At 58.9% G+C, this 22,140-nt stretch carries 24 protein-coding genes; 16 read left to right on the top strand and 8 right to left on the bottom strand.

Features of this window, described 5'->3' with window-relative positions:
- Positions 1-14 precede the first annotated feature (14 nt).
- Together GOX21_RS15085 and GOX21_RS15090 are read left to right on the top strand one after the other, a co-directional pair.
- Complete coding sequence (locus GOX21_RS15085; protein WP_170362347.1) at positions 15-656, top strand: LON peptidase substrate-binding domain-containing protein; 642 nt, start codon at positions 15-17, stop codon at positions 654-656.
- The gene (locus tag GOX21_RS15090; RefSeq protein ID WP_170351047.1) at positions 653-838 is read left to right on the top strand and encodes a Trm112 family protein; all 186 of its coding nucleotides are present in this window, start codon (positions 653-655) and stop codon (positions 836-838) included. The genes GOX21_RS15085 and GOX21_RS15090 overlap by 4 nt, the downstream gene beginning before the upstream one ends.
- Here GOX21_RS15090 and GOX21_RS15095 read toward each other — a convergent pair.
- A complete protein-coding gene (locus GOX21_RS15095; protein WP_254428567.1) occupies positions 835-2,097 on the bottom strand; it encodes an FAD-dependent monooxygenase in 1,263 nt (420 codons plus the stop codon). The genes GOX21_RS15090 and GOX21_RS15095 overlap by 4 nt on opposite strands.
- A 54-nt stretch (positions 2,098-2,151) precedes the next feature.
- Here GOX21_RS15095 and GOX21_RS15100 point away from each other — a divergent pair, with 54 nt between their 5' ends.
- From GOX21_RS15100 to GOX21_RS15115, 4 genes are all read left to right on the top strand, one after another.
- A complete protein-coding gene (locus GOX21_RS15100; RefSeq protein WP_170378294.1) occupies positions 2,152-3,480 on the top strand; it encodes an amidase in 1,329 nt (442 codons plus the stop codon).
- 109 nt (positions 3,481-3,589) lie between these two features.
- A complete protein-coding gene (locus tag GOX21_RS15105) occupies positions 3,590-4,771 on the top strand; it encodes an aminotransferase class I/II-fold pyridoxal phosphate-dependent enzyme (RefSeq protein ID WP_170378296.1) in 1,182 nt (393 codons plus the stop codon).
- A 14-nt stretch (positions 4,772-4,785) separates the two neighbouring features.
- Entirely contained in the window at positions 4,786-7,689 is a 2,904-nt protein-coding gene (locus GOX21_RS15110) for a DNA translocase FtsK (RefSeq protein WP_170351044.1), read from the top strand.
- A 39-nt stretch (positions 7,690-7,728) separates the two neighbouring features.
- On the top strand, positions 7,729-8,325 hold the full coding sequence (locus GOX21_RS15115; protein ID WP_170362343.1) for a LolA family protein: 597 nt from the start codon (positions 7,729-7,731) through the stop codon (positions 8,323-8,325).
- Positions 8,326-8,337: 12 nt separating this feature from the next.
- Here GOX21_RS15115 and GOX21_RS15120 read toward each other — a convergent pair whose 3' ends face one another.
- Together GOX21_RS15120 and GOX21_RS15125 are read right to left on the bottom strand one after the other, a co-directional pair.
- Positions 8,338-8,919 carry a lytic transglycosylase gene (locus GOX21_RS15120; protein WP_170351042.1) on the bottom strand — a complete coding sequence of 194 codons (582 nt, stop codon included), beginning with the start codon at positions 8,917-8,919 and terminating at the stop codon, positions 8,338-8,340.
- Between the two features lie 60 nt (positions 8,920-8,979).
- Entirely contained in the window at positions 8,980-9,861 is an 882-nt protein-coding gene (locus GOX21_RS15125) for an AEC family transporter (RefSeq protein ID WP_170351041.1), read from the bottom strand.
- Between the two features lie 80 nt (positions 9,862-9,941).
- Here GOX21_RS15125 and hspQ point away from each other — a divergent pair, with 80 nt between their 5' ends.
- Complete coding sequence (gene hspQ, locus GOX21_RS15130; RefSeq protein ID WP_170351040.1) at positions 9,942-10,268, top strand: heat shock protein HspQ; 327 nt, start codon at positions 9,942-9,944, stop codon at positions 10,266-10,268.
- Between the two features lie 25 nt (positions 10,269-10,293).
- On the opposite strand, the gene GOX21_RS15135 is transcribed toward hspQ, so the two are convergent.
- The 3 genes from GOX21_RS15135 to GOX21_RS15145 all read right to left on the bottom strand — a co-directional run bounded on the left by GOX21_RS15135 (position 10,294) and on the right by GOX21_RS15145 (position 12,894).
- Positions 10,294-11,871 (bottom strand): gamma-glutamyltransferase family protein, encoded by a 1,578-nt coding sequence (locus GOX21_RS15135; RefSeq protein ID WP_170378298.1) that lies wholly within the window; start codon positions 11,869-11,871, stop codon positions 10,294-10,296.
- 211 nt (positions 11,872-12,082) lie between these two features.
- Positions 12,083-12,523, bottom strand: a complete 441-nt coding sequence (locus GOX21_RS15140; protein WP_170362338.1) for an ATP-binding protein — start codon at positions 12,521-12,523, stop codon at positions 12,083-12,085.
- A gap of 32 nt (positions 12,524-12,555) precedes the next feature.
- A complete protein-coding gene (locus tag GOX21_RS15145) occupies positions 12,556-12,894 on the bottom strand; it encodes an STAS domain-containing protein (RefSeq protein ID WP_170362337.1) in 339 nt (112 codons plus the stop codon).
- A gap of 101 nt (positions 12,895-12,995) precedes the next feature.
- Between GOX21_RS15145 and GOX21_RS15150 the strand changes: the two genes are divergently transcribed.
- Together GOX21_RS15150 and GOX21_RS15155 are read left to right on the top strand one after the other, a co-directional pair.
- On the top strand, positions 12,996-14,168 hold the full coding sequence (locus tag GOX21_RS15150; RefSeq protein WP_170378300.1) for an acetyl-CoA C-acyltransferase: 1,173 nt from the start codon (positions 12,996-12,998) through the stop codon (positions 14,166-14,168).
- A gap of 54 nt (positions 14,169-14,222) precedes the next feature.
- Positions 14,223-14,675 (top strand): GAF domain-containing protein, encoded by a 453-nt coding sequence (locus GOX21_RS15155; RefSeq protein ID WP_170362335.1) that lies wholly within the window; start codon positions 14,223-14,225, stop codon positions 14,673-14,675.
- A gap of 53 nt (positions 14,676-14,728) precedes the next feature.
- On the opposite strand, the gene GOX21_RS15160 is transcribed toward GOX21_RS15155, so the two are convergent.
- Together GOX21_RS15160 and GOX21_RS15165 are read right to left on the bottom strand one after the other, a co-directional pair.
- Positions 14,729-15,124: an SHOCT domain-containing protein gene (locus tag GOX21_RS15160; protein WP_170378302.1), complete on the bottom strand. Its 396-nt coding sequence runs from the start codon at positions 15,122-15,124 to the stop codon at positions 14,729-14,731.
- 105 nt (positions 15,125-15,229) lie between these two features.
- On the bottom strand, positions 15,230-15,640 hold the full coding sequence (locus GOX21_RS15165) for a DUF1294 domain-containing protein (protein WP_254428568.1): 411 nt from the start codon (positions 15,638-15,640) through the stop codon (positions 15,230-15,232).
- On the opposite strand from GOX21_RS15165, the gene GOX21_RS15170 reads away from it, so the two are divergent.
- Genes GOX21_RS15170 through GOX21_RS15200 form a run of 7 tightly spaced genes read left to right on the top strand, consistent with a single transcriptional unit; the run spans position 15,629 to position 22,137 of the window.
- The gene (locus GOX21_RS15170; RefSeq protein ID WP_170378303.1) at positions 15,629-16,198 is read left to right on the top strand and encodes a helix-turn-helix domain-containing protein; all 570 of its coding nucleotides are present in this window, start codon (positions 15,629-15,631) and stop codon (positions 16,196-16,198) included. The two genes, GOX21_RS15165 and GOX21_RS15170, sit on opposite strands and share 12 nt — an antisense overlap.
- Positions 16,198-16,821, top strand: a complete 624-nt coding sequence (locus tag GOX21_RS15175; RefSeq protein WP_170378306.1) for a LysE family translocator — start codon at positions 16,198-16,200, stop codon at positions 16,819-16,821. Before GOX21_RS15170 ends, GOX21_RS15175 begins: the two co-directional genes overlap by 1 nt.
- 4 nt (positions 16,822-16,825) lie before the next feature.
- Positions 16,826-17,206: a GFA family protein gene (locus GOX21_RS15180; RefSeq protein ID WP_170378308.1), complete on the top strand. Its 381-nt coding sequence runs from the start codon at positions 16,826-16,828 to the stop codon at positions 17,204-17,206.
- A 15-nt stretch (positions 17,207-17,221) separates the two neighbouring features.
- Positions 17,222-19,672 (top strand): GcvT family protein, encoded by a 2,451-nt coding sequence (locus GOX21_RS15185; protein ID WP_170378310.1) that lies wholly within the window; start codon positions 17,222-17,224, stop codon positions 19,670-19,672.
- Between the two features lie 17 nt (positions 19,673-19,689).
- Positions 19,690-20,166, top strand: coding sequence for a cupin domain-containing protein (locus GOX21_RS15190; protein WP_170351029.1), 477 nt, complete (start codon positions 19,690-19,692; stop codon positions 20,164-20,166).
- 12 nt (positions 20,167-20,178) lie between these two features.
- Entirely contained in the window at positions 20,179-21,231 is a 1,053-nt protein-coding gene (locus GOX21_RS15195) for an alcohol dehydrogenase catalytic domain-containing protein (RefSeq protein ID WP_170378311.1), read from the top strand.
- Positions 21,232-21,243: 12 nt separating this feature from the next.
- Positions 21,244-22,137, top strand: a complete 894-nt coding sequence (locus GOX21_RS15200) for a homocysteine S-methyltransferase family protein (protein WP_170378313.1) — start codon at positions 21,244-21,246, stop codon at positions 22,135-22,137.
- The last annotated feature ends 3 nt before the right edge of the window (positions 22,138-22,140 follow it).

A 22,140-nucleotide genomic window follows, 5' to 3' on the forward strand; every position in this document is an offset into this window, starting at 1 on the left:
CTACACTCGGATACATGATGCATCCCGCTGATCTGCCGGAAACGGTATCCGTTTTTCCATTGCCGGGGGCGCTGTTGTTGCCCCGCTCGCGCCTGCCGCTGCATATTTTCGAGCCGCGCTATCTGCAGATGCTGGACGACGCACTGAAAACGCAGGAGCGGCTGATCGGCATGGTGCAGCCGAACCCATGTCACAGCAACGAAGATAAGCTGCACCAGATCGGCTGTGCTGGGCGTGTGACGCAATTTTCGGAAACCGAAGATGGCCGTTACCTGATTACCCTGACCGGGATTTCACGGTTCCGCGTCCAATCCGAGTTGGACGCCTTTACGCCTTACCGGCGCTGTGCCGTGTCGTGGGGTGGGTTTGATCGGGATTTGGGCCGGGCCGAGATGGACGATAGTTTCGACCGCAGCGCATTTTTGGGCTTGTTGGAACGGTTTTTCGCCTCGCGCCAGCTTTCGACCGATTGGGATACGTTGAAAGATGCAGATGATGAGTTGCTGGTGAATTCACTGTCGATGCTGCTGGATTTCGATCCCGAGGAAAAACAAGCGCTGCTTGAGGCCCCCTGTCTGCGCACCCGGCGCGAGACACTAACGACACTGATAGAATTCGCCATGCGCGGCGGCACGAATGAGGAAAAACTGCAATGACCGAGCCCCAACACCCTTTCGACCGGCATATGCTTGAGGCTCTGATTTGTCCGCAGACGCACACGACTTTGCACTACGATGCCGACAAGCAGGAACTGGTGTCCAAGGCGGCCAATCTGGCCTTTCCGATCCGAAATGGGATTCCGGTGATGTTGGTCGATGAGGCGCGAGAACTAGACTAAATCGCGCGACCCTGCAGCAGTTTTGGCAGGTCTCCGGTCAGCCCGGCGGCCTCACGCACGAAGCCACGGCGCAGGCCGGGCAGCGATCCCACAATTCCCATTCCAATGTCGCGTCCGATCCGCAGCAATGGGTTGTCGTTGGAAAACAGCTTGTTGAACACGTCTGTCGCCATAGCCAGCGCCGCCGTGTCGAACCGCCGCCATTCCTGATAGCGTTCCAGCACCAGGACAGATCCGATATCCTCGCCGCGCCGCCCGGCCAGTGTTAGCACCTCGGCCAGAGCCCCGACATCGCGCAGACCCGCGTTCAGGCCTTGCCCCGCGATGGGGTGCATGCCGTGGGCGGCGTCTCCGACCAGAGCCATTCGGTCGCCAATGAAGGAATTGGCGATGGTCAGGTTCAGCGGATAGGTGAACCGGTCGCCCTGCAGGCGGATATCGCCCAGAAAATCTCCGAACCGGGGGCGCAGGACCTGCAGGTACTCGTCTTCGGGCAGGGTGTTGATGTGCTGGGCCGTCTCAGTCCGTTCGCTCCAGACGATCGAACTGCGATTGCCGGTCAGGGGCAGAATGGCTAGCGGGCCGGGTGGCATGAAGAACTGGTGGGCAACGCCGTGGTGGGGCAGGTCATGTTCGATGGCGCAGACCAGTGCGGTCTGGCCGTAATCCCAGCCAGTACGCTTGATGCCCGCCCGCGTGGCGGTCCCGCTGCGGCGACCGTCGCAACCGACCAGCATTGAACCGGTCAGTGTGGTGCCGTCGTCCAAGGTCAGCGTCACGCCGGTCGCATCGCAATTCTGCGCGACAACGGTTCTGCCGCTGATTTCTGTGATGCCTTTTTCCTCGGCCATGGCGCTCATAAAGGCGCGGCGCAGGTGACGGTCTTCGACCATGTAGCCCATCGGACCTTCTTCGATCTCGGCATGGTCGAAATGCATGAAGAACGGGGATGGCCCAACGCCTGCATGCCCATCGGTCACCTTGATTTCCAACATCGGCTGGGCGTGTTCGGCCACGCGATCCCAGACCCCGATCGCATCCAGCAACCTTTGAGAGGCCAGCGCCAGCGCATAGGCACGCCCATCAAAGGCTGCGTTCTTGCGCACTTTTTCCGCCAGCGCGTCAATCACGGTGACCGAATGGCCGGTCTGCGCCAGCGCCAAAGCCAATGCCGGGCCGTTTAGGCCGCCGCCCACGATCAGGATATCCGAGGTTTGTTCCATGCCCCGCAATATGCGCGCCCATTCGGGATTGTCCATGTGCGGTCCTGTCGCTACCGTCCGTCAAAGCGCAATTTTTTCAAGGGGGCGGTGATGCAGGATTGGCTGACCATGACGGCGTGTGATCTGGGTCGGGGCATCGGTATGGGGCGGATTGACCCGGTGGAATTGACCGAAACATACCTGTCGGCCATCGACGAACATCCCCACAGCGACCGAATCTATGCCCGTGTCACCCATGATCGCGCTAGGTCTGAGGCGGCAGCGGCGCAAGCCCGCGCCAAGCAGGGGCAGCGCCTGTCGCTTTTGGATGGGGTGCCGATCAGTTGGAAAGACCTGTTCGACACTGCCGGTATCGGAACCGAGTCCGGGTCGGCCCTGCTGAAAGGTCGGGTGCCGGAAGCTGACGCGGTCGTGGTGCGCAACGCCACCGCGTTGGGGGCGGTCTGTCTGGGCAAAACCCATATGAGCGAGCTGGCCTTTTCCGGCCTCGGCCTGAACCCAATTACTGGCACGCCGCCCTGCGTCGATGATGTGGACGCGGTGCCGGGTGGATCCTCGTCTGGTGCCGGGGCATCGGTGGCCTGGGGATTGGCGGCTGGCGGGATCGGCTCGGACACCGGCGGATCGGTCCGCATCCCCGCGGCCTGGAACAACTTGGTGGGGCTTAAAACCACCGCCGGACGGATCAGCCTGGAAGGTGTAGTGCCCTTGTGCCTGCGATTCGACACCGCCGGTCCGCTGACCCGGTCGGTTGAGGATGCCGCGCATATGCTGGCGCTGTTGGAAGGAGGTACACCGGCGGACCTGCGGGGGGCCAGCCTGAAAGGTCGGCGCTTTGCTGATCTGCAGAACGTCGCCAAGGACGACCTGCGCGATGCGCCCCGCAAAGCTTTTGACGACGCTGTTGACCGGTTGCGCGATGCTGGCGCGGAAATCGTGCCATTGGAAGTGCCCGAACTGGATGAGGCGATGGGGCTTTCGGGCATTCTCTACACCACCGAAGCCTATGGCTTGTGGCGCGACGTGATCGAGGCGAACCCTGACGCCATGTATCCCGAAATTCTGGCTCGGTTCCGTGCAGGCAAGGATACCTCTGGCCCCGATTACGTCGCCGCATGGTCCAAACTGAAAGCCTGCCGGGCCGCTTGGGATGCGGCAACCTCTGGCTTTGACGCCGTTCTGGCCCCGACAGCCCCCATTCTGCCACCGAATCTGGAGCGGTTGATGACGGATCACGACTATTACGTCACCGAAAACCTGCTGGCTCTGCGCAATACGCGGATTGGCAACCTGATGGGGCTTGCAGCCCTGACCCTGCCCACCGGCACCCCCGGTTGTGGGCTGATGATGTTAGGTTATCCGGGCTCGGAAGAAGTGCTTTTGCGACTTGGATCAGCAGCCGAAGCAGCATTGGCCTGAATGCCACAATCCCCTGATTCGGCACCTCTTTGTCTGGACGAAGCGGGGTGCGGCCTGTAATCTGCTAAAAAAACGGGGCGAAAATGATCCCGATATTGAGGCAGCAGTTATGAATTTCCCCGAGCGGTTTTCGAACCTACCGGAATACGCATTTCCGCGTTTACGCACCCTGTTGGACCACCATCAGCCGGGCGGAGACGTGATTCACATGACCATCGGCGCCCCGATGCATGACTTCCCGGCTTGGGTGACGGATGTGATCATGGAAAACGCTGCTGGGTTTCAGGGCTATCCGCCAAACGAAGGCTCGCCCGAGCTGCGTGGCGCGATCACCGACTGGATCAAGCGCCGCTATGGTGTGGCGATGGACCCCGAAACCAACGTGATGGCGCTGAACGGCACGCGTGAGGGGTTGTATAACGCCGCCATGGCGCTGTGCCCGGAACAGAAGAACGGCCAAAGACCGGTCGTCCTGTGCCCAAACCCGTTTTATCAGGTCTATATGGTCGCCTCGATCTCGGTTGCGGCCGAGCCGGTCTTTGTGCCTGCGACCGCCGCGACCGGTCATCTGCCCGATTACGCTGGATTGCCCGAGGACGTGCTGAACCGCACCGCTGTGGCCTATATCTGCTCACCCGCCAACCCGCAGGGGGCCGTGGCCTCGCGCGATTATTGGGCCGAGCTGATCCAATTGGCCGAGAAATACGATTTCCGCATCTTCGCGGATGAGTGTTATTCCGAGATTTACCGCAATGATGCCCCAGCCGGGGCCTTGACCGTAGCGCAGGAACTGGGGGCTGATCCCGAACGGGTCACCCTGTTCAACTCGCTGTCAAAACGGTCCAATCTGGCAGGGCTGCGGTCCGGCCTGATTGCGGGCGGGCCTGAGACGATCAAACGGGTCAAGCAGTTGCGCAGTTACGCGGGCGCGCCCTTACCAGCCCCCTTGCAGGCCGCAGCGGCACGGGTTTGGGCGGATGAGGCGCATGTCGCTGAGAACCGCGCGCTGTATCAGGAAAAATACGCGATTGCCGATGAGGTATTTGCCAATGTTCAGGGTTACATGCCGCCAGAGGCGGGGTTTTTCCTGTGGCTACCTGTCGAAAACGGCGAAGAAACCGCATTGAAGCTTTGGCAGCAGACCGGGGTACGGGTGCTGCCGGGCGCATATCTTTCTCAAGGCGATCCGGGGCAAAACCCGGGCGAACAATTTATCCGGGTCGCCATGGTGGCCCCAAAAACAGAGATGAAGCGCGGGCTGATCATGCTCCGCGACTGCATCTATTCGTGAGGTACGAGGGCAAAATGGCATCTTATAACGCGCGCAACCGCGATCCATTGCTGGACAGCACGACTCAGGCCGCGATTGAGCGGCGCAGCAAAGAGCTGATCGGGATCGCCCTGATCCTGCTGGGCCTGGCCGCCGCTGCGATGATCTGGTCCTACACGCCGGATGATCCGAATTGGATGGTTTCAACGGACGCGCCGGTGCAAAACTGGATGGGGCGGATTGGTGCCTCAATCGCCGCACCTTTGTTCATGATCGTAGGTTGGGGCAGCTGGAGTATCGCGCTGGTGCTGATCGGCTGGGGCGTGCGCTTTGCTGGGCATTTCGGCGAGGAGCGCGCGGTTGGCCGCCTGATCTTTGCGCCGATCTGGATTGCTATAGTCTCGGTCTATGCCGCGACGCTGGTGCCGGGGGAGGCGTGGCGTGCGACCCACAGCTTTGGTCTGGGTGGCCTGTTTGGCGATACCGTAATGGGCGCGCTTCTGACGCTGCTGCCGATTTCCTCGCATTTCATGGTCAAGCTGATGTCACTGGCCATGGCTGCTGGGATGTTGGCGCTGGGTGTTTTTGTGCTGGGTTTCACCAAAGCGGATGTGCGCAAGGGCTTCCGCGCCTTCTTGCTGGGCTTGGTCATGTCCTATGACATGCTGATGAACCTGCTGGGCCGTGGGGCCACTGCCACCGCGCAGGCCGCTCGCGACCGTCGCACGCAGTGGGAGGAACGCAAGGCCGCCCGTACGGAAGCGGCGGAAGCCGTGTTTGACGATGATCTGGCCTATGCCGATCCGGTGTTCGAAGAGCCGGACTATGACGAACCCGAGCCCGCAAAGCCGGGCTTGTTGGCGCGGATGCCCAACCTGATCCGCCGTCCCGATCCGATGATCGAGCCCGAGCTGGTCGATCCTGAACCCGTTGCTGGGTTTGACGAAATGCCGGGTGAGGATCGTATCCGATCCAAGATCTCTGCCGCTGTGCGCAACCGCAAGGTCGCGATCGGCGAAATGACCCCCGAGCCTGATCCGAACCTGCCGCTGACCAAGGGGCGGGGCCGGGGGCCCGATCCGCTGATCCTGAACCCCAGAGGTGGCGACGAGCTGCCGCCCGAACCGCCGATGACCTCGGCTGGACTGCCGCCGGAACCGATGCTGACAGCAGAACCTGCGCCCGAATGGCAGCAAGAACCGCTGCATCAGGATTTTGCGTCCGAGCCGGATTTCGAAGACGAAGCCGTGTTCGAGGATGCGCCACAGTCTGAACCCGCGTCGCAGCAGCGCCCTGCGATGAAAATCCCGGTGGCCGAGCCGCGCAAACCGGTGGTGGCACAGCCCGTGCGCCGGACCCCGCCGCCCTCGCGCCGCGCTCAGGCCGAGGCACAGCCGACCTTGTCCTTCGAGGAACGGCATTCCGATTTTGAATTGCCGCCGCTGAGCCTGTTGTCCAACCCCGCCAGCATTCAGCGCCATCACCTTAGCGACGAGGCGTTGGAAGAAAACGCGCGGATGCTTGAAAACGTGCTGGATGACTATGGCGTCAAGGGTGAGATCACCAGCGTCCGCCCCGGCCCGGTTGTCACCATGTACGAACTGGAACCGGCGCCGGGCCTGAAAGCCAGCCGTGTGATCGGTCTGGCCGACGACATTGCCCGTTCGATGTCGGCGTTGTCGGCTCGGGTTTCGACTCTGCCGGGCCGCTCGGTGATCGGTATCGAACTGCCGAATGAAAACCGTGAGATGGTGGTTCTGCGCGAAATTCTGGCCAGCCGAGATTTTGGTGACGGTAACCATGCGCTGCCTCTGGCGTTGGGCAAGGATATCGGTGGCGAGTCCGTTGTGGCGAACCTGGCCAAGATGCCTCACTTGCTGATCGCGGGGACCACCGGGTCCGGTAAGTCGGTAGCGATCAACACCATGATCCTGTCGCTGTTGTACAAGTTGTCACCGGACGAATGCCGCCTGATCATGATCGATCCGAAGATGTTGGAACTGTCAGTTTATGACGGCATCCCGCATCTGCTGTCGCCCGTTGTAACCGACCCGAAAAAGGCGGTTGTGGCCCTGAAATGGGTCGTGGGCGAGATGGAGGACCGCTATCGCAAGATGTCCAAGATGGGCGTGCGTAATATCGCGGGCTACAACGGCCGTGTGAAGGACGCGTTGGCCAAGGGCGAGTTGTTCAGCCGCACGGTCCAGACCGGGTTCGATGACGAAACCGGCGAACCGATGTTCGAGACCGAAGAATTCGCCCCCGAGTCGATGCCCTATATCGTTGTCATCGTCGACGAGATGGCCGACCTGATGATGGTAGCGGGCAAAGAGATCGAAGCTTGCATTCAGCGTCTGGCGCAAATGGCGCGGGCCTCGGGCATTCACTTGATCATGGCTACGCAGCGTCCCTCGGTCGATGTGATCACCGGTACGATCAAGGCGAACTTCCCGACCCGGATTTCGTTCCAGGTGACCTCGAAAGTCGACAGCCGCACCATTCTGGGCGAAATGGGTGCTGAACAACTGCTGGGGCAGGGCGATATGCTGTATATGGCCGGTGGGGCCAAGATCACCCGCTGCCACGGGCCATTTGTCTCGGACGAAGAGGTCGAAGAAATCGTCAATCACCTGAAACAGTTCGGCCCGCCGGATTACATGAGCGGCGTTGTCGATGGACCGGCAGATGAGAAGGCTGACAATATCGATGCCGTTCTGGGTCTGAACACGGGCGGCAATACGAACGGCGAAGATGCCCTCTATGATCAGGCCGTGGCGATTGTGATCAAGGATCGCAAATGCTCGACCTCATACATCCAGCGGAAACTTGCCATTGGCTACAACAAGGCCGCGCGGTTGGTTGAGCAGATGGAGGACGAAGGCGTTGTTTCTTCTGCAAATCACGTCGGTAAGCGGGAAATCCTCGTCCCCGAGCAGTAGGATATTTAATAACAAGGGCAAAGCGCTTATCTGGGTTTTATGAAACAGATTGCTTTTGCCCTTGCTCTGACCCTGGCCGCACCTGCCGCCTGGGCGGCCGACAAACTGCCATTGTCGCAGATATCCAATTATCTGAACGGTCTGAATACCGTTGAGACGACATTCACTCAGGTCAATGATGACGGCTCGTTGAGTACCGGCAAGCTGTGGATGCAGCGGCCGGGCAAGATGCGGTTCGAATATGATCCGCCCAACAGTGCCGTTGTTCTGGCCAATACGGGCACGGTGCAAATCTTTGACCCCAAGTCGAACCAGCCGCCCGAGCAATACCCGCTGAATCGGACACCGCTGTCACTGGTGCTGGCGCGTAACGTGAACTTGGGGCAGGCAAATATGGTTGTGGCTCATGACTTCGACGGCACCGCCACAGTTGTCACCGCCCAAGACCCGAAAAATCCCGATAGCGGACGGATCGAGCTGATGTTCACCGACAACCCGGTTGAGCTGCGCAAATGGGTGATCCATGACAATGCGGGCACGAAAACAACCGTGCTGTTGGGTCAACTGGATACAGACAGCAACCTGAGCCGAGATCTGTTTACCAAAGCGAAAAGAAGCGGATCAGGCAATCGCTGACCCGCGTTCTGGTCAATAGCGGCAACCGGACAGTTGCGCTTGGTAAAGTTTGGCGCGCGCATCCACATCATTGGCGACATTCAGCAACCAGGTCTTGCTATAGTGGCTGCCCCGGGCATAGCCGGTGTGGCCTTCGTGATAGGCTAGATACTGGTTGCGGGTGTCGCTGGGGTGAATGCCGTTCCGCTGATAACTTTTGTTCATATACCAGCCGATAAAGTCAGACGCATCGCGGATACGGTCACGCTTGGCCCGGCGCTTGCCGGTCTCGCGCTGGTATTCATCCCAGGTGCCATCCAACGCTTGACTGAAGCCATATGCGCTGCTCTGCCGGCCCATCGGAATCACACCCAGAACGTAATTATGCGGCGTGCGTGCGTCATGCTTATAGCGGCTTTCCTGATAGATCGTCGCCATTTGTACATGAACCGGGACGCCCCATTTGCGCTCGGTGCTCTTAAAGGCCTTCATATAATCGGGCCGTTCGCGCGCAATGCTGCACGCGTCATTCAATTTGCTGGGTGGTTGCTTGGATCCACCACCACAGGATGCCAAAAGCAGCACCCCGAAGAGTACGATAAGAATTCTGCTCATGTGCCTCGTGCCTTTTTTCTTTATTCTAGCGCAGATTGAGCGTTTAGGGAATCACAATCGCTACAGAATAATCGCGAGAATTATAGGTAATGCGCCCACGGACAACGCTGTTGAGACCATGACCATCCCGGCAACCGCGTCGGAATCGGCATCGAACCGCTCGGCCAGCAAGTAAGAGGTTACTGCCACCGGAGTACACATCTGCAGCACCAGAACGCCAAAGGCCACGGCTTCGAGTTTGAAGATCAGCGCAACAGACCAGCCCAGGGCGAAACAGACAGCCAGTTTAAGAAATGACAGCCAGACCGCCTGACTCAGCCGGTGCGTTGTCAGCCGCGCAACCGCCACGCCCAGCGTTATCAGCATCAGGGGCACTGCCATCTGGCCCAACAATTCCAATGTGTTAGTCAGAAACAGGGGCGTCTGCCATCCGCGCCACAAAAACACCGCCCCCAATAGGGTGGCCCAGACCATCGGTTCGCGCACGACTTTGCCGAACGCGCCTTTTCCGGCCACAAGGTAGATGCCGTAAGTAAACGAAAACAACGCTGTTACTGACAGGAAAATGACCGCATAGCCCAACCCGGCCTGGCCAAAGGCGAAAATGCACAAAGGAAGACCCAAATTTCCGGTATTTCCGAATATCAGCGGCGAAAGATAGGTGCGCTGTTCAAGTTTCAGCCCCCGGACGATCAGCCAGAAGACCGCTGCCATCACCAGATTGGCAACGATTGTCGCAACGGTAAAACGGGAAAGATCGCCGCCCGGAATGTCGGTTTGCATCAGCGCCACAAAGATCAGGCTGGGCACAGCAAGGGTCATGGCAAAGCGTGTGACGAATTGCAGGCGATACTCGAATCCCAGCTTGACCCAAGCAAAACCGATGCCCGCCAGAATAAACACCGGGGCCACGATTTCGAATACTGTCAGCAAGAGGTTCACAGACTGTTTCCCTTATTTACGGATCAATGATTGGCATTTCGGCCCGGAAAGAGGTAGTAAGTTCAATGGGGGCATAAACTATGCTGAAGACACACGCCAAGTACGGCCTGGGACAGATCGTCCGTCATAAAAAACATCCCTTCCGAGGGGTGATTTTTGACGTGGACCCCGAGTTTGCGAACACGGAAGAATGGTATCAGGCCATCCCCGAAGACAGCCGCCCGGTCAAAGATCAGCCGTTTTACCACTTGTTGGCGGAAAACGACCAATCCTTCTATGTGGCTTATGTTTCTGAACAAAATCTGATCGCTGACCAGTCGGGCGAACCGGTCGAACACCCCGATATCCCCGATATGTTCGGCCCGTTCGAAAACGGCGCCTATCCGCTCCATTTCCATCTGAACTGAAGGTGCTTGGCCGGGCGTCGGCCCGTCAGTATCCAAGGGCGCACCCGTCTTTTCGCGGATCGCTTGCGCCTTGCAAAACGCCATCCTCACAGATTCGAATAGCTTGTGCGCCACCCAATGGCGTTTCTGGAATCTCTACAGTGTGTCCCAAATCACGCAATTGTTGGGCGGTGCTGGGCGAAATTCCGCGTTCCAGCTTTAATACGCCATTGTCGGCAAAGGCGCGCGGTGCCTCGATGCTGACCTGAAGGCCCAACCCGTGGTCCGTCAAATTTGACACAAACCGGGCGTGGCCGGTGGGTTGATAGGCGCCACCCATCACGCCGAACGGCATCAGCACACGACCATTTTGCGTCAACAGCCCCGGAATGATTGTGTGCATGGGGCGTTTGCCGCCGCCCAGTTCATTCGGATGACCCGATTGCAGGGTAAAGCCTGCGCCTCGGTTTTGCAGCAGAATGCCGTATTTTTCGGATGCGATCCCCGAGCCGAAGCTGTGAAAGATGGAATAGATCAGCGAAACCGCCATTCTGTCCCGATCCACAACGGTGATATAGACGGTGTCCTTGTGAATAGCCTCGGTCAGTGGGGCGGCGGCGGGCATGGCGCGTTTCGGGTCGATTAGCGCAGCCAGCCTGTCGGCCACATCCTGATCCGTGAACCGATCCGCATGTGTTGTATGATCGGGATCGGCGATAAAGCGGTTGCGCGCGTCATAGGCGAGTTTCGAGGCTTCTGCCTCGATATGCAGACGCTGCGCCTCGAACGGGTCCATGCTGACAAGGTCGAAGTTCTTGAGGATATTCAGCAAAAGAATGGCCGTGGCGCCCTGGCCATTTGGTGGATGTTCAACCAAATCCAACCCATTGTAGTCGCCGCTGACAGGCTGTGTTTCAGTGCATGCGGTGGCCAGAAAATCCTCAATCGTGTGAACGCCGCCCAGTTGGGTGAGTGCAGCGACCATGTCCTCGGCGATGTCACCGGAGTAAAACGCATCCCGCCCGGTACGAGCAATCTGGCGCAAGACTTCGGCTTGCCCGCGAGAGTGAAACACCTGCCCAGTCTTAGGAGCACTGTCATTAATCAGGTATTGCGTCCGCGCGGCCCCCTGTAGAGTGGCTGCCCCCGTTTCCCAATCAAACGCCACCCTTGGGGCAACCGGCACCCCAGCTTCGGCATAGTGAATGGCGGGTTGCAAAATGGCCTCAAGCCCCAGTTTGCCTTCGGTTTGCGCCAGATGACAGAACGCATCGACGGCGCCGGGAACGGTTACAGCGTCTGCTGTGTTCAAAGGCACTTTTGTCAGCCCCTGCGACCGCAGTTTTTCTGCGTTAGCTGCTGCAGGCGCGCGGCCCGAACCATTCAGGGCGCGTATCTGATCCTCACCCGCCCGGTTGTACAGCACGAAACAATCGCCGCCCAGCCCGGTCATCTGAGGTTCACAAATACCCAACAGCACCGCCCCGGCGATGGCGGCATCCATTGCGTTGCCACCCTGGGTAAGAATGTCCACAGCGACCTTTGCGGCCAAGGGATGCGACGTGGCGCACATCCCTTCGGTCGCCAGAACTTCGGATCGACCCGGTGAGTGAAAATCCCGCATGACATTATTCCCCGATTGAACGCGCCGAAGGTATCGCGCAGTCCGGGGTTGTCCAGTCAAATCAAAGGGAAGTTCCTCGGCGCCGTTCACTGGGTGGGGGCTGTGACACGTGGCGCCGAGGGAAGCTATCTGAGCTACAGGTACTGTTTTGCCCTTTGTTTGGGGCGTTACAATGGTTCGATCTGGGCCTTATTGTGACGTTTTCTTGCCGTCAGACAGGTTCTGGAAAGTCAAAGCGCAGCGACAAACGGTTACAACCATTGCTTCGTTCATAGCGGATATCGCTGGTCAGTTCATGGATTAGAAACCAGCCGAACCCACCTTCGGGCAGGTCTTCGATGGTCGATCCCAATGATGCCGGGATGCCGTCAGGTACCCGAAATCCGGGTAACGGGTTGCCGGTGTCCGAGATCAAAATCTCAAGCCAGTTCTGATGCAGGCGGCACCGAACCTTCACCTTGGCCGGAGTTATGTCGGCATAGGCGTGTTCGACCACATTATTGATTGCTTCGGCCAGCGCGATTTTTACATCACCCGCCTTGTGCGCCGGAAGCCCATGCGTCGCCAACCCCCGGCTGAGTTGCGCGATCCCGTCACTGGCCTCAGTCTCAGTTGCTGCGAAGCTCAGATCTAAACACTTGCCGTTGTACATGGGCGTCGCGCCTATTCAGATAGTCAATTAGGTCAATCCGCGGAGGTCGACAGGGCATCATCCAGGGTTGGATATAGTTTGAACACCGTGTCCATACGGGTCAGGCGGAAAACCTTTTCAACAAAAGGGTGCAGCCCTGCCAGGTCCAGCCTGCGCTCATTTCCAAGCTGTTTCATCGAGGCGACGATTGCACCTAAGCCACTTGAATCTATGAACTCGACACTGGTCAGGTCCAGCACCACGCGTGTGGCCCCGCCTTCGGCCTGATTGCGCATATCTTCCTTGAACTGGATGGCCATGGCCGCATCAATCCGGTCGGAATGCACTTTGATAATTTGGGTTGCGTCGGTCGTTGTGCTGGTCAAGGCCATGCGCGACGGTCCTCTAATATGAAACTCGCTAGTAGAAATACGCTAGACGACAATTCTTACCATTCGGTATCCATCAAAGCTGAAAGAGGAGGATCATCGCGATGAAACAGGTTGTTATCGCGGGGGCGGCGCGGACGCCCATGGGCGGGTTTCAGGGTATGTTCGACGGTATTGCCGCTGCTGAATTGGGCGGGACCGCCATTCGTGCTGCGCTGCACGGCGCGGGCGCTGATACGGTCGACGAGGTGCTGATGGGCTGTGTTCTGCCCGCCGGCCAGGGCCAGGCCCCGGCACGACAGGCCGGATTTGCGGCGGGATTGGGTGAAGAGGTGCCCGCAACAACCCTGAACAAGATGTGCGGGTCGGGAATGAAGGCTGCCATGATCGCCTTTGACCAGATTGCTCTGGGTCACGCTGATACGATGATCGCAGGTGGCATGGAGAGTATGACCAACGCCCCTTACCTGTTGCCGAAAATGCGCGGAGGTGCGCGCATCGGGCATGGTCAGGTGGTTGACCATATGTTTCTGGACGGCCTCGAGGACGCCTATGACAAAGGCCGCCTGATGGGCACCTTCGCCGAGGATTGCGCCGAAGCCTATCAATTCACGCGAGAATCGCAGGACGAATACGCGCTGCAGTCGCTTTCCAACGCCCTGTCCGCACAGGAAAGTGGTGCCTTCGAGGGTGAGATCACACCTGTTACCTCCAAGACCCGCAAGGGCGAGGTCACTTTTGCCCAAGATGAACAGCCGCAATCCGCCCGGCCAGATAAAATCCCGACGCTGAAACCTGCCTTTCGTAAGGATGGGACGGTCACGGCAGCCAATTCGTCATCGATTTCTGACGGGGCAGCCGCGTTGCTACTGGCTTCGGCTGAGGCGGCCGAAGCGCAGGGCCTGACTGTGCGTGCCCGGATCATTGGTCATGCCAGCCACGCGCAGGCCCCGGGTTTGTTCACGACCGCGCCGGTTCCGGCCGCACAGAAACTACTGTCGAATATCGGCTGGTCCAAAGATGACGTCGACCTGTGGGAGGTGAACGAGGCCTTTGCCGTTGTACCCATGGCCTTTATGCACGAAATGGGCCTGTCGCGCGACAAGGTGAACGTAAATGGCGGGGCCTGCGCTTTGGGGCATCCAATCGGCGCCTCGGGCGCTCGGATCATGGTCACTCTGCTCAACGCGCTGGAAAAGCGGAACCTCAAACGCGGCGTGGCTGCCATCTGCATCGGTGGCGGCGAAGGCACGGCCATCGCCATCGAACGCGTTTGACGCTTGGGTTTATTCCACATACTGCGGGATAAACCTTTTCCAAAGAGCTCAATCATGACCGCCGATTACGACACGCTTGCTAAAACCATCGCCGCCCTGACCGAAGGTGAAACGGATCAGGTTGCCCTAATGGCGACAATTACCTGCGAGGTGCATCACGCCGATGACCGGTTCGACTGGACTGGCTTTTATCGCGTGACCCAGCCCGGTTTGTTAAAGATCGGTCCCTATCAGGGTGGGCACGGCTGTTTGGTCATCCCGTTCGACCGGGGCGTCTGTGGTGCTGCCGCGCGGACTGGCGAAGTGCAGCTTGTGCCGGATGTCGAAGCCTTTCCGGGTCACATCGCCTGTGCGACGTCCACCCGGTCAGAATTGGTGCTGCCAGTGCGGGACGCATCGGGAAAGGTGATAGCGGTGTTCGACATCGACAGCAATCAGCCGGACGCATTTACCGATCAGGACGCCACAGCGCTTGGCGCCATTCTGACCGACGTTTTTGCAAGATGAATTCAGCCGGGACATGTCCCGGCTGATTGATGTTCAAAAAGGGTCGCGATTTATCAGCTTGCCAGGATCTTGGCCTTTTGCGCGGCGAATTCCTCTTCCGTCAGGTGGCCGCTCTCCTTGAGCTTGGCTAGCCGTTCCAATTCATCCGCGGCGGATACGCTCGCGACCGAGCGGATGTAATCCTTCTGCGCCTCTTCTATCTGATTCATGGTCTCGACATTGTGCTGGTGCATCTTATCCCCGCGCACGATGAGATAGCACAGCACGCCCAACCAGGGGATCAGGATCACAAAGGCGATCCACAACGCTTTGCCACCGCCGCTCAGGTCCTTTGAGCGGAAGACATCGGCAACGACCGAAATCATCACCCAGAACCAGGCAACCATCAGGAACAACCAGAAGATTGACCAGACTATATCGAAGAAACCGATCCCATTTTCCATATTCATCCAACCCTTTGCATAAAAAATAGAAATCTCTGCGCACAGAGACACCTATTTGTAACAGACAGTTGGCGATATGGTTAGATATTGTTTTAGGTGAATATAATATTTTTAGAGTAGTTTTTCCGAGGCTTCGGTCACCACCAAGAATACTAGAATCATTTGAACTCCAGTTATCGCGAACAGCCAGACTGAGAACCCGCGTTTGCGGGTTTTGTGCCTGAAAATCCATCGCCCGACCACTGCGCCGGGGCTGCCACCAAGCGCGGCCAGCCATAATAGGCGGCGTTCCGGCACCCGGTTTTTGCGCCGTCGTGCGCGGGCCTTGTCCCAGCCAAAGGCCAATAGTGTCAGGGTGTTGATCCCCCATAAATAGATCACTGCAATCCACATGCGAAAGGCATACCAAGCAAACTGATCAAGTGAAATGAAAAAACTCTTGGAAATTTCATGATTCTCAGCCATCGTGAAAAAGGAGAGGATATTTTCACAAGAATCGGAGCGGCCCTGGTGAATACCCAAGCCCCCCACAGCGCGACACTTGGTGCGGATATCCGCGCCCTGCGCAAGGCGCGAGGGTTGACCTTGACCGAGATTGCAGCGCGGCTGAACCGGTCGGTCGGATGGCTCAGCCAGGTTGAGCGCGACATGTCCGATCCCTCGATCTCGGACCTGCGCCAGATTGCTGAGTGTCTGGGTGTGCCGATGTCGATGCTGTTTGCGCATTCCTCGGTGCCGGTGGCCGAACAGGGTTATGTGGTGCGCGCCGGATCGCGCCGTCCGATGGGCTCGGGTGAGGAAGGGTTGATCGAAGAATTGCTTTCGCCCGATCTGACTGATGATTTCGAGATGGTACATTCCACATTCGAGCCACGCTCCAGCATGCAGAAACCGGCCAATCGGCCGACGCAAGAGGTTGGTTACATGATCTCTGGCCGATTGGATCTGACCATAGGCTCCAACCAGTTCACGGTGGGGCCGGGTGACAGTTTCCGCATCCGGCATGAACCCTATCAATGGGACAACCCCTATGATGAGCCCGCCGTGGCCATCTGGGTCATCGCCCCGCCGGTGTACTGATGAGTTTCGAGGCCTGGACCATATTCGCGCTGTTTTGGGTAGTGTTCGTAACTACGCCTGGGCCGAATGCGGTCAATTGTATTTCGAATGGGATGAGCCTGCCGTTTCCAAAGGCGATGCTTGGCGTTCTGGCAATCCTGACGCAGGCCAGCGCGTTTCTGATCCTGTCAGCGCTGGGTGTGACCGCGCTGATCGCGGCCTCTCCAACCGGGTTCTTCATCGCAAAGCTGGTGGGCGCGGGTTTCCTGATCTGGGTGGGTATTCGTGGCTGGATGAATGCTACGAAACCTGCGCCAGTTTCGGAACGGCCTGCACGTCATGTCTATCTGCACGCGCTGGCCGTGGCGACGATCAACCCCAAAAGCGTGGCTGGATATCTGGCGGCCTTTTCGCAATTCGTGCAGCCCGAGGTGCCGATCTGGCAGCAGATGGGGGTGATCATGCCCACCGCGCTGGTCATCACCACGCTCAGCTATACCGGGTTCACCTTGCTGGGTGCGCTGATGGGCAAGGCGGCACTGGGGGCGGTGTTCAACATCTGGGTGCGCCGGGTCATGGCGACCTGTTTCATCATCTATGGCGTGTTGCTGGGGGCCAGCTCCACGCCCGCAACAAGGGGGTAATGACATGCAAGCCGGTTCCTGCCTGTGCGGCGCGGTCGCGTTCACGATTGACGGAGAGTTGTCGCCGCCCTCGGCCTGCCATTGCGGTCAGTGCCGCAAGCAATCAGGGCATTATTGGTCTTCGACCTCGACCAATCAGGACAACCTCAGCTTCGCTGCCAGCGATACGCTGAACTGGTTCCGTGCCTCGGACATTGCTCGGCGTGGCTTTTGCAACGCCTGCGGTTCGTTCCTGTTTTGGCAGCACAATGACGAAGACACGATTTCGATTTCCATGGGCGCACTGGATGAGCCCACAGGACTGCACCTCGCCCGGCATATCTTTGTCGCTGACAAGGGCGATTACTACGACATCACAGACGATCTGCCCCAACGGGCACAGTAACAAGGATCAAGACCAATGAGCGATTTTCCGACAAAAGCCCGCGTGGTTGTTATCGGTGGCGGTGTGGTGGGAGCCTCCTCGCTGTACCATCTGGCCAAGAAAGGCTGGACCGACTGCGTTCTGCTGGAAAAGAACGAGCTGACCGCAGGCTCGACCTGGCACGCGGCGGGTAACGTACCGACTTTCTCGACCTCATGGGCGATCATGAACATGCAGCGGTACTCGACCGAGCTGTATGCGCGGCTGGGTGAAGAAGTCGACTATCCGATGAACTATCATCAGTCCGGCTCGATCCGTTTGGCGCACAGCAAAGAGCGGATGCAGGAGTTTGAGCGTGCCATGTCGATGGGCCTGTACCAGGGCATCCCGATGGAGATGTGGACCCCAGAAGAGGCCAAGGAACGCTATCCCTTCCTTGAAACGCATGATCTTGAGGGCGTGCTGTATGATCCGACCGATGGTGACATTGACCCGGCGCAGTTGACACAGGCGTTGGCCAAGGGTGCCCGCGACATGGGACAAAAGATCATCCGGTTCTGCCCGGCAACCGGCGTGACCCAGCATGATGACGGCACCTGGACCGTACACACTGACAAGGGCGATATCGCCTGTGATTATGTGGTCAACGCTGCTGGATATTACGCGCAACGCGTGGGTGAGTGGTTCAAGCCTTACGGTGGCCGCACTGTGCCCGCGATGGTCATGAGTCACCAGTACCTGCTGACCGACGAAATCCCCGAGGTTGAAGAATGGTCCAAGGAAAACGGCGGCAAGAAGCTGCCGCTGCTGCGCGACGTAGATATCTCGTACTACCTGCGGCAAGAGAAGCACGGTTTCAACCTTGGCCCGTATGAGCCCAACTGCAAGGGCCACTGGATGAGCGAAGACGACCCGATGCCCGAAGATTTCTCGTTCCAGCTTTGGAATGACGATCTGGATCGGATTGAGGACATCGTCACCGACGCGATGGAGCGGGTGCCGCTGATGGCAACCTCGGGCGTTGGTCGCGTGATCAACGGCCCGATTCCTTACGCGCCGGACGGTCTGCCACTGATTGGCCCAATGCCGGGCGTCAAAAACGCGTTCGAGGCGCACACCTTTACCTTCGGCATCGCGCAAGGCGGTGGTGCAGGCAAAGTGCTGGCCGAATGGATTGTCGATGGTCACACCGAATGGGATATGTGGGCCGTCGATCCGCGCCGCTATACCGATTACACCGATCAGGATTACTGCAACCAGAAAGGGCTTGAGGTCTATGGCAACGAATACGCCATGCACTATCCCCAACACGAATGGCCGGCCGCACGCGACAAGAAACTGTCGCCGGTCCACGCCAAGGTGAAGGAACTGGGCGGCGTCATGGGAGTATATAACGGTTGGGAACGGGCCAACTGGTTCGCACAACCCGGCGATGACACCTCGCTTGAAGCCACCCATACCTGGGGCCGCTCGGGCCCGTGGGAGCAGCGCGTCAAAGAAGAATGCGAGGCTGTACGCGACCATTGCGGTGTGTTGGATCTGCCGGGCTTTTCGCGCTTTATGGTCAAAGGCGAGGGCGCGGCCGAGGCGTTGCGCGGGCTGGTCGCGGGTGGTCTGCCCAAGGTCGGCCGCATCAATCTGGTGTATATCTCGGACGATCGGGGCCGGATCCTGACTGAGATGTCCTGCCTGCGTTTGGGCGAGGATGAGTTCGTCATGATAACGGCCGCGACGGCGCAATGGCATGACCGCGATATTCTGGTGAATGCGATGCCTGCTGGTGTTTCGGTCGAGGATGTCACCACCACACGCGATACACTGATCGTCACCGGACCGAAATCGCGGGATATCCTGTCGGGTTTGACGGATGCCGATCTGACCACAGGTTGGCTGACCCACCAAGCGGCCACCGTCGCCGGGCAACCTGCCTATTTGATCCGAGTGTCTTTTGCCGGCGAGCTGGGCTGGGAAGTGCATGCCCTGAACGAGCATATGCCTGCGATCTATGACGCGATCATTAATGCCGGGGCCAAGCCGTTTGGTATGTATGCCTTGAATTCGCTGCGGATCGAAAAGGGATATCGCGCCTGGAAAGGCGACCTGTCGACCGACTATTCGCTGCTGGAAGGTGGACTGGGGCGGTTCGTCAAGCTGGACAAGCCGCAGGACTTCCCCGGCAAGGCCGCGATCCAGAACGAAAAACAGCAGGGCGTGAAGAAATCCTTTGTCACCCTGACTGTGGACGCAGGCGATTGCGACGCACCCTACATGTCTTGCATTTGGCAGAATGGTGAGATCGTTGGCGAAACCACCTCGGGCGCATGGGGCTACCGTGTTGGCAAATCCATTGCGCTGGGCATGATCAAGGCCGAGCTTGCCAACCCCGGCACCGAACTTGAGGTCGAAATTTACGGCCGGAAATGCCGCGCCGTGGTAGAAGAGGATCAACCGCTGTGGGATCCTCAGAACGAGCGGCTGCGCGCCTAACCCCTGTCGGAGGAGCCATGAGCAAGCGATATTCCAAATTGGGGCCCGGTGAGGGTCCCAACTATGACTGGGAAAACGACCATACGTTCGTAAAGGTTTCGGCCCGGGATACGAATGGCGCCTATACGCTCATGGAAGACAATCTGAAGGCCAGCTTTGCGCTTGGCCTTCATCGCCACGATACCCATGCCGAGTCCTTCTATTTCTTGGAAGGTGCAGTGGATTTCTATGTCGACGGTGACTGGCATCGATGCGGTCCGGGTACCACGATGCATGTCCCGCCAGGGGTTCCGCATGCTTGTCGCGTGGCCGATGGGGCACCGGCGCGGATGCTGATGATTTTTCAGCCTTCGGGGTTTGACGGTTTCCTTGCAGAACTTTCGACTATGACCAACGCCGATTTCGCTGATGAGGCTAAGATGGCAGCACTAAACGCCCGCTATGACATCATCCCGATGGGTCCCGTTCCGTCGCATCCAGACGATCAGGCATAAAGGCAGTATCTGATGACGACACCCACAGTCATGTCCGGCGTTTTTCTGACCCAACACGGCGGACCCGAGGCATTGGAATGGCGCGACGACCTTCCGGTACCGCAACCGGGTCCGGGGCAGGCGCTGGTTCGGGTGTTGGCCGCCGGGGTGAACAACACGGATATCAATACGCGGGTCGGCTGGTATTCCTCGGATGTGACAGGCGCGACGGATTCTGTTGATCAGGACGTCGATGCCGGAGGTTGGGGCGGTGCGCTGCAGTTTCCACGCATTCAGGGTGGTGATCTGTGTGGTGTCGTTGAACAAGTGGGTTCAGGGGTGGCGTTCCAACCGGGCCAACGCGTGACCTGCCCGATCAACCTGCCCCGCCCCAGACCCGGTCACCCGACCGGTTTCGTTGCGCTGGGCTCGGAGTTGGACGGCGCATTTGCGCAATACTGTCTGGTTGAGGCGGATGATCTGTATGACGTCAGCGCCTCGCCCCTGTCTGACGTGGAAATCGCCGCCATCCCCTGCGCTTTTGGCACGGCCGAGAACCTGCTGGCCCGCGCAGGTGTGACCTCGGGGCAAAAGGTGCTGATCACCGGCGCGTCAGGTGGCGTCGGTCTGGCGGCCGTACAGCTGGCGGTGTTGCGGGGGGCAACCGTCTGGGGCGTGTCCAGCCCGTCCAAGGCCGAAGTGGTCAAATTGCAGGGCGCCGCGGATACGTTCGACCGTGATGCCGCACTGCCAGCCGATATGTTCGACGTGGTGATCGACGTTGTGGGCGGCCCGGCATGGCCCGGCCTGATCCTGGCGTTGAAACCGGGTGGACACTACGCGGTTTCCGGTGCCATCGCCGGCCCGATCGTAAAGGCCGACCTGCGAGATATCTATTTGCGCGACATCACCATTCACGGCTGTACGCATCAGGCGTTCGAGGTGTTCGGACGGCTGGTTGAGATGATCAATGGCGGGCGCATCATGCCCTTGATCGCAAAGACTTATCCGCTAAAGGACATCGCAACCGCGCAGGCTGATTTTCAATCCAAGGCGTTTGCGGGCAAACTTGTGCTGATTCCCTGAATAGGATGAGATATGGCGGATATCACTCTTCTGGATGGCTCAATCGGACAGGAACTGGTCAAGCGCAGCGGGGACCGGGCCACGCCTCTGTGGTCGACGCGGGTGATGATCGACTATCCCGAACTGGTGGGTGACGTACATGACGACTACTTTCGTCGTGGTGCGACTGTCGCCACCACAAACACCTATGCCGTCCACCGCTCGCGTCTGGTGCGCGTGGGGATGGAGGATCAGGTCGCAAATCTGATCGACACTGCCCTGACCCAGGCAGAACGAGCATGTGCAGGAACCAGAGGGCGGATTGCCGGATCGCTAGGGCCGCTATTGGCTTCGTACCGACCCGACCTGAACCCTGACCCGACAGATGCGGCGAATAAGTTTCGGGAGCTAGTGTCGCTGATGGCCACGCGCGTCGATCTTTTCCTGATTGAAACGGTGTGTTCGGTGCAGGAAGCCCAAGGTGCTTTGCGCGGGACAGAGGGCTGCGGCAAACCTGTCTGGCTGGGGCTGTCGGTGATGGATGAGGACGGAACCCGCCTACGCTCGGGCGAGCTGTTGAGGGATATCGAACCGGTTGTGGCACGCTTTGCGCCGGACGCCATCTTGATCAACTGTTCGCGTCCCGAGGCGATTCCCGCGGCGCTGCCGATCATTGCGCAGATGGGCCGCCCGTTCGGGGCCTATGCCAACGGGTTCACCGGAATATCAGAAGGATTTCTGAAAGACGCACCCACAGTCGATGCATTGGAACAACGTCAGGATCTTGGACCTGATGCCTATGCCGATCACGCCATGGCCTGGGTGGCGCAGGGGGCGACGATTGTGGGTGGCTGTTGCGAAGTTGGCCCGGATCACATCGAAACGCTGGCCGGCCGGCTGCGCGCAGCCGGCCACCGGATTGTCTGAGGA

The sequence above is a fragment of the Ruegeria atlantica genome (genome assembly GCF_013032005.1).
GTDB classification, from domain to species: Bacteria; Pseudomonadota; Alphaproteobacteria; order Rhodobacterales; family Rhodobacteraceae; genus Ruegeria; species Ruegeria atlantica_A.